Here is a 16,121-nt window from a genome sequence, read left to right as displayed (position 1 = left end):
TCCATAGCTGTATCCCTGCGGGGAATAGCTCAACCGCTCGAAAACTTAGTCGCTGCCGAGGATTGCTAGGAACAATCACCGACAGCTAACCCCCCAGACTGAATCAGGCAGTCAGGCGGCTACGGTTAATGATGCCATAGCCACCCTGACCTTTGGCAAGTTGGGGTGGCTAAGTTTTCGGCATTTTCTCCACATACCACCCGAAGATGCCATGAAAACAACTGCTTATTTTGACAGCGCCCTGCTCAGCCCACAAACTTTTCGCTACCAACAAGCCCAAGGCAGCACCCCACTTGGCCCACTCAACAACGCCGAAAGCAGACCTCACCGAGAAGAAGTGCGTCACATCTTACTCGGTAGCCCAGGCGCTATTCGGCAAACCATCCACCTTTTGCACGCTCTAAACTACGCCGAACCGCCCGCCTGGAGCCAGCTCGTAACCGTCGGCGAGCAACTGATTATCACGCCAGAGCAGGGAGAATCTATGAGCCTTTTGAGGCGACCCCTGACACAGTTTTAAGCGCTTCGCAACTCAATTCGGTTAGAGCCTTGGCGCTAGAGTCATTGGCCTAAGTCGGTCACGGCTCCATTGCTGATCGCCCGAGGGTTGAGCGTACTCATAGGCTTTGCCCTCGCAGCCTCAGTCCAACGGCTCTAGCCGAACATTTCTATAAAGCTGTTCGATAGGCACTTCAACACCCATACTCGCAATACAGACCTTCTCACCTGCCTTATAGGGCAAGTACCGCCACATCCGCCCTTCGCCACGGCGATAGCATTCCACCTGCATCCGCTGAGAGCTAATCAGCACGTACTCCTCAAGCGTTGGAATTTGGATGTATTCTTGAAACTTGTCCTCTCGGTCTATCGTCTTAGTACTCGGAGAGAGCACTTCTACAATTAGCTTAGGAAAACGATAGAACGCAGATTCCTGCTTATCTTGTTCGTCACAGCTCACAATCAAGTCTGGGTAGCGATACGACAGCCCTTCTCTGACCTCAACCTTCACATCCGATACATTTATCTCACAGCCTTCTGCATCCACACAATCGACTAAAGCACCGTACAGGTTGAGGGCTGCTCTGTTATGACCCTTAGTGCCACCGGTCATCGCAAAGACTTTGCCCTCGCAATATTCATAGCGAAGCTCCTGGCGCGGCTCCCACTCTAAATATTCTTGAGCAGTCATTTTTTGAGATTGAGGAGAGGCAATCATGGCAGGGCAATCCAAGCGCGACAATTTCTAATTGTGTACTTGCATCCTATCCTAACCGACCGCTTTATTCTCCCGGCCAACTGACGCTAAGGTCTTAGCTTCTGACCCGTACAAAGCGATCGCGTCCACTAACTTTATAGACACGTCCTCCCAAATATCACGGTTGCTAAAATTGTGATTGTAGCTGCCGCAGACATTCACGGGTAATTACGGACTGCTCTCCTAATACAGCCGTGATAGCATCGCCATGTCAACTTTTGATAGAACCCGCGCTAACAAGTCACTCAGATAACCACGATATAAACATCATCTCAGAGATAATGTGCCAAAGCTCCCCGAAAAACTGTGAACTTCTATATCTTCCTGTCTCGTTTTAGTTACCTGAAAAGCTACGAGAGCAAACTGATGGTAGTTGCTTTTTTAGGAACGCACGTTCCCCTGCTGACGCTGCTATTCTACTTTATTAGCTCCAGTGCGATCGCCCCAGATGACAGACTCAGAATTCTCGGGATTGCCCTGCTAGCAACCCTGATGGGCACAGCAGCAACCCTACTAGCATTGCACAATCTACTTTCGCCCATCGGCCTAACCGCATTTTCCCTGCGAAACTACTGGGATAAACAACAGCTGCCTACTCTGCCAACCCAGTATACCGACGATGCGGGCATACTGATGGCCAATGCGACACAAATCGTCAAGCAGCTAGACGATGTCCTTCGCTACGTGACAGATTACGACCGGCTTACCGGCTTGCCAAATCGAGAGCTTTTCAAATCCAGACTGCAAAAAGAGATTTCGACTATTCAACCTCAGCAAAGGATTACTGTTTTTATTGTTGATGTAGATGGATTTAAAGACTTAAACACCGTTGAGGACGATGAGGTAGGCAATCGCATTTTGCGGGCGATCGCCCAGCGGCTAACCGACTATGCTGACGGCTCAGGGACGCTGGCACGGCTGGGCAACGATGAATTCGCCCTCTTTCAGAAAGGTGCATTAGCGTCAGAGCCCGGCTTTTCCACAGCGCAGAACATTCTGAGGGCAATCAATCAACCCTACCCAGAGATTTCACCCAGTCTCTACATCACAGCCAGTATCGGCATCTCTATCTATCCGACCGATAGCGACACTGCCGATAGACTCATAGCCGATGCTTACACCGCCCTCCAGCAAGCCAACCATAAAAGCGACAACTATCAGTTTTATTCACCCGAGATCGCCATTGCTTTGCAAAAACACCTGAGGCTCGCGAAAGATCTCAGAAGTGCCCTCGCTAACAACCAGCTATTGCTTCACTATCAGCCGCGCATCGACTGGCGCAGCAGCCAAATGGTAGGTGTAGAGTGTCTAATACGCTGGCAGCACCCCGAGCTAGGTTGGGTATCCCCCGCAGAATTTATTCCGATTGCTGAAGAAACCGGACTGATTCTGCCGATTGGCGAATGGATCTTGCGCACCGCCTGTCAGCAGAATAAAGCCTGGCAACGCTCAGGGCTCAAGCCTTTTGCAATGGCCGTTAACCTGTCTGCTCGCCAGATCGAAAGCCCCGGCTTGGTAGATTTTGTACAGCTCGTCTTAAGAGAAACCGAGCTAGCGCCTAAGTTTTTAGAGCTAGAGGTCACCGAAAGCCTGCTAATGGGCAATACTGAACCGACGCTAGCTGTCTTAGAGAGCTTGCACAGCAAAGGCATCGCCTTGGCCCTAGACGACTTTGGCACGGGCTATTCCTCCCTGAGCTACCTGCGCAAATTTCCGTTTGACACTCTAAAGATTGACCAGTCCTTTGTTAAAGATATGGTGCATAGTGCCGATGCCGCAGAAGTGATCAGAGCCATTGTCTCTCTGGCAAAGGGACTGCGCTTGGGGCTAATCGCCGAAGGCATCGAGACAGAAGAACAGCTCAATCAAATCAAAACTTACGACTGTCACGAAGTGCAGGGCTACTACTTTAGCAAACCGCTACCAGCCGAAGAGCTGACTCGCCGATTGCAGCAGCCTCACCCCTGGCAAGTCACCACTCCAACGCCAATTCCGCAGCTGATGACAACTTAGACTGCTGTAGTCATCTCTATCGCTGTGCAGTTTCATTCGTTGGCAATGTACAGAGGTAAGCGGTTAAAGCTATAGCGCTCAGGCAAGTAGCCCGGTCTCTCTAAAGAGAACATATCTCTAAAGAGTCACGGCATACCGAGCGATAGAACGCCTTTAGAGGGATTCTGGTGTAGGACGATACTATTTACACTTTGCAAGCAACTTGATTCAAAAAGAGATTTTTGAAAATGAATATTATTTTTAGCCAGATAGTTAATCAGATAAAGGGCCTCGGCGATCGCATCGCTCAATCTCAAACTATTCTGAAGCGATCGCTGATGGTAGGGCTGATCAGCTTGGGTCTGTGGACTGCCAGCGTCGGTAGCCCGGCGTATGCCGCCGATGCCAATGACTACTACAGCAACGAGCGCGGCAGCATACAAAACACTGAGCGCTACGACCAAATTCAGCCCGATGCCGGTGGTATGAATGGGTTTGACGATGCTGACCCCAGACGCAACACCCGCGCCGCCGAAGCCAAAGCAAAAACCCTAAAAGATTCTGCCGTGCGCAGGCAGCTGCAAACTGACGGCCCGCTAGAGACGATTGGTGAGGAAATCAATAATGTGAAGAACGGACTCGGCGATCGCGCTGACAAGGCTGCCGACAGCATCAGCAACAAAGCCAATCAAGTCACTAACAAAGTAGGTGACGCTGTTGATAGTCTAGGCCGCAAAGCAGACAGAGCCACTGATCGGCTGGACAACAAGGCTGATCGAGCCACGAACCGTCTAGGCGACGAAGCGGCTAAAGGGACTAATCAGGTCGTGAAAACAACGGATAAGATGAACGGCCGCGTTCCTAACCAGACCAGATAAACGGGTAAAACACTTTGTCCGCTCTCAGTTTATCTATCAGTTATCACCCTGATCGCTGTTAAGCAGTGGTCAGGGCGATAATTTGCGGGGTCACTCACCTGCAGGCGTCAGCTCAAGTTTGTTAGGTAGGCCATTTTCGTCGAACTCAGCACCTTCAGTCGCGGGAGGGGAGCGGCGATCTTCGGTTCGCCGGAGGGCGGCCTGCCAGCTGTTGATTCTCACCTGAGCAGGTTCAAAGGCTTCCGCCTGAGAAGGAATTTGATTGGCTAGCGCGATCGCACTCTCCAGGCTACGGCCCGAAACCGCCTCTGCCTGAGCCAGTAAGTCCCAGCTCCAACGGCTAATTTGGCTCTCGGCGCGGGCGCGGCTATCGCTCCCGGTCGGCACTCGCTGAGCAATCTCGATAGCATTCGTCAGCGACTGCGCATCTCCCCGCGCTGCTGCATTCACCGCTTCTCCTAGCCGCAGCCGACCGTTTTCTTGGGCCTGCCACTCGCCAATCTCCTCTTGAGCAGAGCTATACAGAGCGCGGCCTTTACCAATTCTAGAAGCGACGGTGATCGCCCCTGACAAGTCGCCAGCATTAGCCCGCTGCCGCGCCTGATCGAGCAGCGGCTGATCTTCTATGCGCTGAACGCGGCCCGTCCAGGTGGCGATGCGCTCGTCAGCTTCGCCTGCCAGCGTGCGGCCCGAAGAGATTCGGCGGGCTTCTTGAATGGCCGCTCGCAAGTTGTCAGCCGTCCCGACTGCCGCGAGCTGGTCGGCCCGCTCTAAGATGGGCCGGTCCTCGGCATTTTCTACGCGCGTCTGCCACTGGTTAATTTGCTTAGCGGCTTTATCCCACTGAGATGAATTGCGCGGAATTTGCTCTGCAATAGCGATCGCTGCTGTCAGATCAGAGGTACTGCCGCGATCAGCTCGCGCCTGCGACTGAGTCAGCAGGTTGACATTGCGGATTTCGCCCTGCCACTGCGCAATTAGCTGCTGCGCCCTGGCGTAGAGAGGCCGGTCTTTGCCCAGGGTTTTGAGCCGGGTAATGGCATCTTCTAGTCCGCTAGCATTGCCCGCCCAAGCTTGCTGATAAGCACTGACAAACACCTGAAAGTCAGCGACTTCTTTATTTACCCCGACATCGCGAGGAATGGCGCTGAGCATCGCCTGAGCGTCTGAGAGCTTTTTCTCGGCCAAAAGATCTTCCCCAGCGGCCAGCATTTGCTTGGCAATTTTTTTGCGCTCTCCCTGTGCCTCTGCGTAAAATACGCTCTTTTCATCAATCTTTTTGAGCCGTTTGAGCGCTTCGGTAAAGCCCTTGAGCGTGCCATCTTTAGCAAAGCCTAGCGCCTCAGAGAGCTTGCGGCTATCTTCGCGCCCCTGGCTGATCATCTGGGTCAGCTCGTTGTATTTTTCTGTAGACCAGTACTGGTTGTCTACCTCTAGCAGCTCGACTAGCAGGCTAAACGCCTTTTGAAAGTCTTTAGCCTTAAGCTGATCTACCGCTGAATTAAACAGATCTTCACCCTCTTTCCAGATCTTTTGCCAGCGGGCAATGCGCTCTTCGACAACAGCCGCAGCAGCGGTCTTTTGAGGGATCTTTCTCGCACTGGCGATCGCCTCTTCCAAATTGCCTGCTTCAAAAGCGCGCTCGGATAAGTCGAGCACCTGAGTGGCCCACTCTTCAATCCGCTGATTGATGTCGTAGCGCAGCGGGTGATCTTCAGGCAGTCGGTCTACCAGGGCGATCGCCGCCAGCAAATTTTTCACATCGCCCTGCGCCGCATAAGACTCAGCGCACTGCAGCCGCAGCGAAGCCGAAGCCGTCGGCCAAAAAATCGCCCGGCAGTTAGGCAAATTAGGAATGCGAAACAAGCTAACCATAGCCGCTGTGCCCGCCGTCCCTAAAATACCAAAGGTCATTAGCACCACCAGCGGCCAGCTTCGCAGCCAGCGCATCCCCAGCAGAGAAGCAGGCCAGCGACCCGAACTTTGCTTAGGGCTTTGCTTAGGGGGGGCAGCCGGTGGCCGCTGACGGATACTCGCATCCCTAACAGGCTGAGCAGCAGAGCGCTTGGTAGGTCTGCGCTGACCGACAGGCTCATCAGCAGGCTCATCGGACGGTCGTTTAGGAGCACTGTGATCGTCGTATCTCGATGTCATAGCTGTCCTAGCGGTCGCGCATCTTCAAAACTTTTTAGGGAAGTTGCTCACGTCAGCTGGTAGCGGCTGGCCCAAGCGATGTCACCCAATTGTAACAACGGGACTGTAACAATGGTTCGAGGCCAGCGGCAGATAGCGCCGGGTGAGCGATGATTGCCATTGCAGGCTACCCCATTTAGCAAAGCTGACAACATCTTTTCTTGATTGAGCTATCCCGAGTCGTCTATTCCCATTCTAGATTCGTAGCCATTCTAGATTCGTAGCCATTCTAGATTCGTAGATGTGGCTTAGGCTACCCAACCTTCAGCACCCGCACCGACTGACCGATAGCAATTTGGTGATCGCCTTGAGGCACGACGCCCAGTCCGGTGGTATTCGCCAGGTTGACCAGGTTGCCAGAGCTGTGACTACCCGCTGACTGGCCAAATTCGTAGCCGGTAGCACCCGCCACTAGCTGACCCCAAAGGTAGGTTTCCCGCTGCCCGCCGGCTCGTAGCTCAGTCGTTGCGGTAGCCCAGACGAAGTCTGGTGACCACGGTCCTGGCTGCCCCGATAGTTTAGCGATCGCAGGTGCCACAAAGCGCCAAAACCCTACCATCGCCGAAGCCGGGTTGCCAGGTAAGCCAAAGTAGAGCTGATGGCGATTCGCAACGGCGAGGGTGGCCACCGTCAGTGGCTTGCCTGGCTTTACCGCCACCGCGCGAATGTGTAAGGTCGCCCCCAAATCGGCCAACACCTGATCGACATAGTCATAGTCACCCACCGATACACCGCCTGAGGAAATCACCAGGTCGGCCTGACTCATGGCAGCGGTGATTGCCTCTTTTACCGCGCTCCGCTGATCACTGATAATGCCGAGCGGCACCGGTATAGCGCCGGTTTGAGCGACCAGCGCCGTTAGCGCGTACTGATTAGAATCGACAATTTGCCCCGGCTGTAGAGACTGATCGGGCCGCACTAGCTCGCTGCCCGTTGAGATAATGGCCACCCGAGGCCGCTGGTAAACTTGCACCTGCGTCTGCTGGGCAGCCGCGAGGAGCGCAATTTCGGCAGGAGAAATCACCTGACCGGCCCTAAGCAGCTCGCCCCCTGCCCGATAAAAGCTGCCGCGCTGCCGAACAAAAGACCCAGCAGCAGACCCAGACTGCGCCGTCTGTAAAATAGTGACGCGATCGCCCTGCTGCTCAGTCTCCTCCTGCATCACCACCGTATCGGCCCCGGCTGGCATCATCGCCCCGGTCAAAATCCGCGCTGCCTGGCCCGGCTCGATGGACTTTTGCGGCAGCTTGCCCGCCGGGATTTCTTCGACGATTTGCAGGGTGACGGGCGATCGCTGCACATCGCTCGCTCGCACCGCGTAACCATCCATCGCCGAATTGTCCCAGTGGGGAAAGTCTAGGGCACTGGTGACGGGCTCAGCTAACACGCGGCCCAGACAGCTAGATACGTTTGCCAGATTGATCGTTTCGACGGTGTCAGTCGGCTGTACCAACGTCAAGATTAATTGCTCAGCCTCAGCCGCAGAAAACATAATGGTAAAACATAGCGCCAAAGGTCACGGCACGGCCCCCGAAAGCGACCTGGTGCCTCAAGCTAGATCTTATCTTTCTTTGTTCGTGCCGAGTCAATATAGCGTTACCCGGATGCATTCGGGTAACGCGAGTCACCTGGCCTGTTGTTATGCAGAGGTTTTGCCTGCGTTGCTGTATTCAAGCCAAGTGACCAACGCTATATATTGAAGCCAGGCTTAAAGCCCATTTGAGTAGGCCCCACTCACCCCCTCTTGACGAATAGTCTTATGCAAACTGCCCCTACCTATCCGACGACCCGCAACCTGTCGTCAGCACCCGCACTGGCCAATGTATTGCGATCGCGCCGTCAGCGCCTAGCTGAAACTATCAGCTTCCCGGTGCTGCTATGGTCAGGCATGGCCAAGCCGCGCAACTTTGCTGCCAACCTCTATCCGTACAGAGCCAGCAGCCATTTCCTTTACTTTGCGGGCCTCCCCCTCGAAAACGCGGCCATTCGCATTGAGGGCGAGCAGCTGATCTTATTTATGGACGACGCCACTTTAGACGACGCTCTCTGGCACGGCCCTAGCCCTAGCCGCGCCGACATTGCCCAGCAAATGGGTGCGACCGAGGCCCGGCCCCTGAGCGATCTGGCTGATTTGGCCGTAGGGACTGCGACCTTAGGCGAAAAAGACGAGACCATCCAGATGCTAGAGCAGGCCATGTTGCAGCGAGGCATTGTGCTACCTCGCCACCAGCCCCAGAGCAACCAGGTTTTACAAAAGGCAATCGTGCAGCTGCGCATGATTCAAGACGAAGGGGCGATCGCGGCTATCCGTCAGGCGATCGCCGTCACCGTCGCCGCGCACAAAGCAGGCATAGCCAACACCCCCGCAGCCAAGACTGAAGCCCAGGTGCGGGCCGCGATGGAAGCTGTGATCATCAGTCACGACATGGCTTGCGCGTACGGCAGCATTGTCACCGTTGCCGGAGAAGTGCTGCACAATCACCACTATCACAATCTGCTCTCACCGGGCGATTTACTACTGGCCGACGTGGGCGCAGAGACAGCCGATGGCTGGGCCTCAGATATTACACGCACCTGGCCAGTTAGCGGTACTTTTTCTGCCACGCAGCGCGACCTGTACGACATTGTGCTGGCTGCCCATGACCGCTGCATTGAAGCCGCTCAGCCCGGCGCAGAATACGCCGATATTCACCAGCTTGCCTGCCTGACGATTGCCGCTGGGCTGGTCGATTTAGGCATTCTCAGCGGCCAGCCCGAAGACCTAGTGGCTGAAGATGCTCATGCGCTGTTTTTCCCGCATGGCGTGGGGCATCTAATGGGGCTAGACGTACACGATATGGAGGATTTGGGTGACTTAGCAGGCTACGCTGAGGGGCGGCAGCGGAGTGATCGCTTTGGCCTGGCCTTTCTCCGGCTCAACCGACCGCTAGCAGCAGGCATGGCAGTCACCATTGAGCCGGGCTTTTATCAGGTGCCCGCTATCTTAAACGATCCACAAAATCGCGATCGCTACGCCCACATGGTCAACTGGGAGCGTCTGGAGCAGTTTGCTGATGTGCGCGGCATCCGTATAGAAGACGACATTTTGCTCACCGCCTCAGGCTGCGAAGTGCTTAGCCTGGATCTCCCAACTGCGGCTACTGATATAGAAGATCTAGTTTGTTCGACAAGTGAATTAGGATAATGGGGTCACACAATTATGACGGCAAAACAACTGCAGGTGGACAAAGCCGAACGGCACCCCATTTCACCCCGGCAGCAGCGAGTTTTGCTGACGGTTATGATGCTGGTGGCAACGGCACTACGCTTTTATCAGCTAGGCACAGAAAGCATCTGGATCGATGAGCACTTCAGTATTCTCGATGCTGAAAGTTTAGATCTCGGGACGCGCCCCCTGTATTACGCCCTGCTGCACGTTTGGATGCAGTTTGGCAGCAGCGATGCCTGGCTGCGATCGCTCTCGATTCCCTTCAGTCTGGGTAGCATTGTCCTGGTCTACCAGCTGAGTCGTCGTCTGCTCTCATCGGCGGCAATCGGGCTGATGGCGGCATTGCTGATGACGTTATCGCCTCTCTTTGTCGGCTATGCCCAAGAGATCCGCATGTACGCTCTCAGCACCTTTTTAGGACTGTGGGGAACGCTGATTTTGGCTCAGGTCTTGCAAAATCCTAGAAGCGTTCGCCCGCTTAGCGTCATCGGCTGGCTGGTCACCCGGCTACTAGCGGTGATGAGCACGCCCTTAAACGTGCTGCTGCTGCTACCCGATATCCTGCTGCTGTTCTGGAGATTTCGCCGCAACCGTAAAGTCATGGTTGCCTTCGGGATCGGGCTAGCGCTGGTCGGGGTTCTGTGGATTCCGTTTGCCCAAGTGCTCAGCGAGGCAGCGCCCCGATTTATGGGCGGGTGGGTTATCTATCAGCCCGATCTTGATTTAGTTGAAGCGCTGGCGATGCTGTCGGGGATAACGGTTTTCTGGCCCATAAGCGATCTTATGACGTTACGAGGCGCGACGCTGAATCTCTCAAATTGGGAATGGGACCGAGTAGTTACACTTTTCTATACAGGGTTTACTGGTGTCGTCGCAGCCGTTTTAGGGCTCGGTGTCTTTCAGCTCGTGCGAACACCCCCTGCGCTACGACGGCACCGGCCCGAACTATGGTGGATAGCCGCTTGGGCTTTTTTACCCACCGCAGCGATCATCTTTGTCTCTCTGGCATCCGCCTCCATTTGGCGAGCGCGCTATTTGATGCTAGCCGTTCCCTATATTTTTATTTTGCTGTCGGTGGGGATGATAGAGATTTGGCGGCGCTATCGGGCGATCGCTTTTGCGGTAGCGATCGCCTACGCAGTCGCTGTCAGCGGCGGCTTGTATCACTACTACACCACCCTCTATCACGATGACTGGCGCGGCGTTGCCGAGTTTATTCGCAGCAACGAGCAACCCGGAGATGCCATCGGGTTTTACGGCTGGCAGTGGGAGCCGCAGCTGACAGTTCCCCGCTATTACCAGGGCAGCGCTGACTTCTATGACCTCCAGCGAGAGCCCCTGCCTCAGCCCGAAGCGGCTCAATCTAGAGACTCTTTCATTCAAGATATGTTTCAGCAGCTGCCACCGGATTCTTCTCGCTATTGGCTGGTCGTATTAGAGTCCTCACCTACCGGCAGAAAAAAAATTCACGACAGCATTTATCAACAGTTTAACGTTTTAGAAAATCAGACCTTTCCCAATTCTGTTAACGCGCCGACTGATGTGTTTTTAGTCACGCCCAAAGGTCAGTAAGGCCAGAGCATGACTGCTCGCTAGGCACTACTGCTTAAACGGATCAGATGCCGTTTTCTGCACCACTAAGGCCGCTATCTTTGAATAAAAGGCTTCGGCAAAACGAAACTAAGGGGTTACAGCAACTTTCAAGGCCAGATAGATCTAGAATTGGTGCCTACGATTTTTCAGGTTGTAGGAGTCTGTCTAAAGCGCCAACGGTAGAGAGATTGAGCGCTTCCATCCAAGGCAAGCCATGCAACTGAGCGCCAAAGAATTGGGCTAACGACTGGCCTGCTTTCTTCGCATCCGGCAGAAAGGCTCTGAGGTTGTTGACGATAGCCCAAGCATTGAGCATCGGGTCAATGCTGTCAGGCTTGCGAAACTGACCAAAGGAGAGCAGTTTTTCATCTAAAAATTGCGCTTGGGCGAAGTCTTTGAGGGTGGCCGTGACCCGTTTACGACCGTGCAGATTGCATTCGATTAAATCAATCCCTGCAACGAGGGTTTGCCAAGCATTTTGGACGGGTCGCCAGCCATCCGTGGTCACCGACTCGGGGGTGTAAAAAACATCTGGTGCCCACAATACCTCGCTTTGAGCGGCGGCTTCAATCGTCCCTAAGGCATTGACAATCACCTCGTTGAAAGCGGCTTCATCGGTGTGCGCCATCCACTCGGCATACCAAATCAATTCTTCCTGGGTTTGCAGCTTCTCATATCCAACTCGTATGCTCTGCGTCAGTACTTGATCGCTTCCGCAAAATTTTGTCTCATATGCCGACTTGACTGTAGCTCAGCAGGTTGACGCTAAAACAAAGCCCTAAACCTTATCGGTCCAGGGTCTTCTCTTTGAGCTATACGCTTTTTTTTGCTATACAAATGCCAGGAGGCGGACTTGAACCGCCGACACGAGGATTTTCAGTCCACTGCTCTACCAGCTGAGCTATCCCGGCTTACCTAATCAAAAACTACCCCTGAAATTTTCATCCTGCTCAAGCAAGCAGACGGTTAATTCTCTAGTAGGCAGCGGTTGGTGCGCTTTTTGCGCTTAACCAAAGTAGCAAAATAGGGGGACGCCTGCAAGAAACTTTTTTCGAGGGTGAATTCGGCGGTGCCTTAGCGCCAAATCCGATGCGACACCCTCGGCAACAGCGGCGGGTCTCGACCCAAAGCACTTAGATGGGGCGCAGGCGAGCTAGCTTGAGGGAAAAGGGACCCGCGCCTTCGCCAGCGTAAGACCGAACGCGCACGGTGTATTTGCCAGATTCGCTGATGCGGGCAAACAGCAGAGAGTTGGTGCTGCCGTCAGGGCCGTCGTCATTTTCGCTGACGGTGACGCCGTTGGCATCCATCAGCGTCACCAGGGTGTCAAATTCGTTAGAGATGGCATCGATAGTGATCTGGTCGCCCGCTTCGAGATTGACGACGTAGTCTTTGGCAAAGCCGCCGAAGCCAGTGGGGATATCTTCTGCGGAGAGCGAGTCATTGACCTCGTCAGACCCTAATGGCATCGGGTTGTAGAGCTGAGCAGCGGCATTGCCAGCACTCAGGCCCAGGGTGAGCAACGTAGCGGGAACCAGGAGTGATAAAAATCTAACGGGTTTCATAGAATCGGTATTTAGATAAGGTGAGACGAAAAAAAGTTGCAGATGTAGACGGTTACCAATAGCGTCATGCAAACGTGCCGATGTCGTCCGTATTATGCCCTACCTCACAATCAGGCGTCACTACTAGGCATATCGGGCTTGTAATAGTCGTCAGCACTGATCGCTGCGCTTTTACTCTGCTCGTTGATGCATCCTGGCTTTTGGTTGAACTGACAGACTCTGGCCCAGAGCTTAGACCGGCTGCCCTGAGGCCCAGCGGAAAAGATTACGCGATCGCCCCCAGCGGCCCCTGTGATAATTTTTACGCTACAAATCGGACAGGTCTGCGTGGTCGGTTCTACCATGACGTTTCTAAAGGTATAGATTCAAAGGCCCCACAAAAAGGTGGCAAAGAATACAGTTGGCCCCTTATCAAACAGCGTATCAAAACAGCGACCGACCATCGTTTAAGATCTTTGTAGTTAGCCCTGACGCCCTATGCCTCGCCCTTCAGCAGTGCCTCGTGTTTCTTCGCCTATGCCCTCGGCTTCGCTCAAACGCCTGCGACAAATTAGCCATTTGCTAGACAATGCGATCGCTATTCCCGGATCTGACTTTCGCATTGGCCTTGACCCGATTTTGGGCATCTTGCCAGGCGGCGGCGATATCGTCACCGGGTTGATGAGCGTATACATTGTGTTTGAAGCGGCCAAAATGGGCCTGCCCGCCGCGACGCTAGGGCGGATGGGGTTTAATATTTTGCTCGACACCCTGACGGGCACGATTCCGATCATTGGCGATTTTTTTGATGTTACCTGGAAGGCCAATAGCCAAAATGTGGCGCTGCTAGAAAAGCACCTTGCTGACCCGACGCCGAGCCGCGCTGCTGACCGGCTATTTGCGATTGTGATAGTGGTGGGGCTGCTGGCGCTGATTTTGGGAGCGGCGACGCTGTCGGTGTGGGTGTTAACTCGTCTGTTTATGCTGGCTGGGTCGTCTTGAGCGGCAGGCAAGGGAAGGGGAAAGGGGAAAGGGGCTGTGGCATAATAATTCGGCCCCTTGTCGCCAGGTTTTAGATGACAGCTAAGCAGTTCACTGCGGATATTTCTGGGTCAGACCAAACGGTCGAGCTAGAGGTCTCGGTGCCCGAAGTTGAAAGCAGCCTCTCTGACTATGAATTTCATCAGCAGATAGAGGTGGCCTGGCAGGTGTGCGATCGCTTTGATTTGCAAACTGATATCTGGCGCGGGCGGATTTTGCGGGTGGTGCGCGATCGCGAAAAGCGCGGCAGTGCGGCTAATCAGACGAATGGCAACGCCGACGACAATGGTAAAGGCAAAGGCAGTCGCAGCGGCGCGGGCTTTCTCAACTGGCTCAAAGATAAAGACGTGAGTAAGAGCCAGGCTTACGTGCTGATGGATCTGGCTAACAGCGCCGATCAAATGTTTGAAGATGGCCTGATCGAAACTAAAGACGTTAACCGCTTCAGCAAGCGCGCCTTTATGGAGACTGCTCAAGCCTCGCCCGAGGTGAAGCAGATCATTAGCGACGCCGCTCGCCGGGGCGATCAGATTACCCGCAAAGAGGTCAGAAACCTATCCGACGATTGGACGGCGATGAATTCTGACCTGATTCCTCAGTCAGTTCGGGAGAAAGCCGCTGATAACAGCATTCCAACCCGCTACCTGACGCCGCTGGTACGGGAGATGGAAAAGCTCCCCGCCACTCATCAGCAGACGCTGCGCAACGAGGTTGATGAAAATCCAGACATCGACACGCTCAAGCAGGTTACCGCTGAGGCCAAATACCTCTCGCGCTACATCGCTGCCGCCGGGCAGGTGCAGGCTCTCGACCCTGAAAAAATCAATTTGGAGCTGGCGCTAGACGAAGCCCTGCGTACGGGCTGCCTCAATTCAGCCGCCGATCTGGTCAATCAGGCCGCTCAGCTGGAGCAGGCTGCTGTCAAGCTCTATACTGCCTGGAAGCGAATGAATAAGCTCTCTGACCGGGTATATGTAGACAGTGGGGAGAGTACGCCTCACCTGCGCGCTTTGCTGGCGGCGCTTGGCCCCCTGTGCAGTGAGCGCATAGAGGTGCAGCTCGGGGCGACTGACAGTGCGATCGCCCGGCAAATACGGCTGCAGATGCTGCCCGATGGAATGCTCGATAAACCGCAAGATGAATCCGCCAGCCAAGAATCTTAGACGAAACCTTAGACGAATGTGCCGATAGGAAGATTTTGACGAATCAACTATATTCTGCGCGATCACCCGAGCCTTTCTACAGCGCAAGTAGACGGGATTAGCTATTTATTGTTGACGACGCTTACCGATTGATTTACTGGCACGCCTGCACCTTTCTCAGGATGATTCTGATACGCTATAAGAAAGAAAAATTGGTAAGAACTATTAAGCATCTGGAGCGATCGCCTCCCGGCTGTCGTCAAGACTGCTAATAGCCAAGCTAGTTTACCGTAACCTAGGAACAGTACAGTTATGCCAACCCTTGAAGCCAGCCCAGTGATGGACTTCCAGAGTGAAACCTACAAAGACGCCTACAGTCGTATCAATGCGATTGTGATTGAAGGTGAGATGGAAGCTAACGACAACTACATAAAGTTAGCAGAGCACCTCAGCGGCCACAAGGATGAGCTAATTAAGCTGGCTCGGATGGAAAACCGCCATATGAAAGGGTTTCAGGCCTGCGGCAAAAACCTGAACGTCATTGCCGACATGCCTTTTGCCAAGACGTTTTTCGCACCGCTGCACGATAATTTTCAAACGGCATTGGCTGCAGGCGACATCATCACCTGTCTACTGATTCAGTCTCTGATTATTGAGACGTTTGCGATCGCGGCCTACAACATCTATATCCCCGTCGCTGACGACTTCGCCCGCAAAATCACCGAAAACGTCGTCAAAGACGAGTACTTGCACCTCAACTTCGGCGAAGAATGGCTCAAAGCCAACTTTGAAACCGCTAAAGCCGGGCTAGAAGCTGCTAACAGAGCCAACCTGCCCCTGGTTTGGAAGATGCTCAACGAAGTAGAAGCCGACGCCGCCGTCCTCGGTATGGAAAAAGACGCCCTCGTCGAAGACTTTATGATCACCTACGGCGAAGCCCTGGCCAATATTGGGTTTACTAGCCGTGAAGTCATGAAGCTCTCAGCTCAGGGCCTGGCTACCGCCTAGCGCTCACCGTGCAGTGATGGCGCTGCCCCATCTGGAGGTCGCTTTTAAGCGATTTCTAGCAAACCCTGCTAACTGGCGCGAACTGACGACTGCTCCTGCTAACCCGGTAGGAGCAGCGTCGAGTATCTTAGACAAAGCCAGTTAACAGCCAATTACACTTATTTGAACGGCATCGCGCCGACGGGGCAACCCACAACGCTTCGTAAAACTTGCCTTGTGATCGTCGATCCCGGATTTGTTGGGCGATCGCCTACGATCTTCTCTATC

At 54.0% G+C, this 16,121-nt stretch carries 14 protein-coding genes and 1 tRNA gene; 8 read left to right on the top strand and 7 right to left on the bottom strand.

All coding sequences use genetic code 11. The annotated features are described in order from the left end of the window. Positions 1–211 precede the first annotated feature (211 nt). Positions 212–520 (top strand): hypothetical protein, encoded by a 309-nt coding sequence (locus CKL79_RS11250; RefSeq protein ID WP_240518806.1) that lies wholly within the window; start codon positions 212–214, stop codon positions 518–520. A 120-nt stretch (positions 521–640) separates the two neighbouring features. On the opposite strand, the gene CKL79_RS11245 is transcribed toward CKL79_RS11250, so the two are convergent. After that, positions 641–1,216 carry a Uma2 family endonuclease gene (locus tag CKL79_RS11245; protein ID WP_121969673.1) on the bottom strand — a complete coding sequence of 192 codons (576 nt, stop codon included), beginning with the start codon at positions 1,214–1,216 and terminating at the stop codon, positions 641–643. Between the two features lie 405 nt (positions 1,217–1,621). Here CKL79_RS11245 and CKL79_RS11240 point away from each other — a divergent pair, with 405 nt between their 5' ends. Together CKL79_RS11240 and CKL79_RS11235 are read left to right on the top strand one after the other, a co-directional pair. Beyond that, the gene (locus CKL79_RS11240; protein ID WP_141242194.1) at positions 1,622–3,268 is read left to right on the top strand and encodes a GGDEF domain-containing phosphodiesterase; all 1,647 of its coding nucleotides are present in this window, start codon (positions 1,622–1,624) and stop codon (positions 3,266–3,268) included. 227 nt (positions 3,269–3,495) lie between these two features. After that, positions 3,496–4,125 carry a hypothetical protein gene (locus CKL79_RS11235; protein WP_121969671.1) on the top strand — a complete coding sequence of 210 codons (630 nt, stop codon included), beginning with the start codon at positions 3,496–3,498 and terminating at the stop codon, positions 4,123–4,125. A gap of 90 nt (positions 4,126–4,215) precedes the next feature. Here CKL79_RS11235 and CKL79_RS11230 read toward each other — a convergent pair whose 3' ends face one another. Continuing rightward, entirely contained in the window at positions 4,216–6,279 is a 2,064-nt protein-coding gene (locus CKL79_RS11230) for a chromosome segregation ATPase (protein WP_121969670.1), read from the bottom strand. A 292-nt stretch (positions 6,280–6,571) separates the two neighbouring features. After that, the gene (gene glp, locus CKL79_RS11225; RefSeq protein ID WP_121969669.1) at positions 6,572–7,810 is read right to left on the bottom strand and encodes a gephyrin-like molybdotransferase Glp; all 1,239 of its coding nucleotides are present in this window, start codon (positions 7,808–7,810) and stop codon (positions 6,572–6,574) included. A 267-nt stretch (positions 7,811–8,077) separates the two neighbouring features. Here glp and CKL79_RS11220 point away from each other — a divergent pair, with 267 nt between their 5' ends. Both CKL79_RS11220 and CKL79_RS11215 read left to right on the top strand, forming a co-directional pair. Then, on the top strand, positions 8,078–9,502 hold the full coding sequence (locus CKL79_RS11220; protein WP_121969668.1) for an aminopeptidase P family protein: 1,425 nt from the start codon (positions 8,078–8,080) through the stop codon (positions 9,500–9,502). 15 nt (positions 9,503–9,517) lie between these two features. After that, a complete protein-coding gene (locus tag CKL79_RS11215; RefSeq protein ID WP_121969667.1) occupies positions 9,518–11,098 on the top strand; it encodes a glycosyltransferase family 39 protein in 1,581 nt (526 codons plus the stop codon). 157 nt (positions 11,099–11,255) lie between these two features. Here the strand turns inward: CKL79_RS11215 and CKL79_RS11210 are convergent, their stop codons facing one another. From CKL79_RS11210 to CKL79_RS11195, 4 genes are all read right to left on the bottom strand, one after another. Then, on the bottom strand, positions 11,256–11,747 hold the full coding sequence (locus CKL79_RS11210) for a hypothetical protein (RefSeq protein WP_121969666.1): 492 nt from the start codon (positions 11,745–11,747) through the stop codon (positions 11,256–11,258). 210 nt (positions 11,748–11,957) lie between these two features. Next, positions 11,958–12,030: transfer RNA gene (locus CKL79_RS11205), tRNA-Phe, on the bottom strand. A 222-nt stretch (positions 12,031–12,252) separates the two neighbouring features. After that, positions 12,253–12,684: a PPC domain-containing protein gene (locus CKL79_RS11200; RefSeq protein ID WP_121969665.1), complete on the bottom strand. Its 432-nt coding sequence runs from the start codon at positions 12,682–12,684 to the stop codon at positions 12,253–12,255. A gap of 110 nt (positions 12,685–12,794) precedes the next feature. Next, complete coding sequence (locus CKL79_RS11195) at positions 12,795–13,028, bottom strand: hypothetical protein (RefSeq protein WP_121969664.1); 234 nt, start codon at positions 13,026–13,028, stop codon at positions 12,795–12,797. Between the two features lie 172 nt (positions 13,029–13,200). Here CKL79_RS11195 and CKL79_RS11190 point away from each other — a divergent pair, with 172 nt between their 5' ends. The 3 genes from CKL79_RS11190 (at position 13,201) to CKL79_RS11180 (ending at position 15,854) form a co-directional block, all read left to right on the top strand. Further along, positions 13,201–13,665, top strand: a complete 465-nt coding sequence (locus CKL79_RS11190; protein WP_240518805.1) for a DUF4112 domain-containing protein — start codon at positions 13,201–13,203, stop codon at positions 13,663–13,665. A gap of 74 nt (positions 13,666–13,739) precedes the next feature. After that, positions 13,740–14,867 carry a hypothetical protein gene (locus tag CKL79_RS11185; protein WP_121969662.1) on the top strand — a complete coding sequence of 376 codons (1,128 nt, stop codon included), beginning with the start codon at positions 13,740–13,742 and terminating at the stop codon, positions 14,865–14,867. A gap of 291 nt (positions 14,868–15,158) precedes the next feature. Next, complete coding sequence (locus CKL79_RS11180; RefSeq protein ID WP_121969661.1) at positions 15,159–15,854, top strand: aldehyde oxygenase (deformylating); 696 nt, start codon at positions 15,159–15,161, stop codon at positions 15,852–15,854. Positions 15,855–16,121: the final 267 nt, after the last annotated feature.

It is taken from the genome of Leptolyngbya sp. BC1307 (genome assembly GCF_002286735.1).
In the GTDB taxonomy this organism is placed as follows: domain Bacteria; phylum Cyanobacteriota; class Cyanobacteriia; order Phormidesmidales; family Phormidesmidaceae; genus Phormidesmis.
Note: the sequence above shows the minus strand (reverse complement) of the source record. Positions and strands in the feature narration are given on the sequence as shown.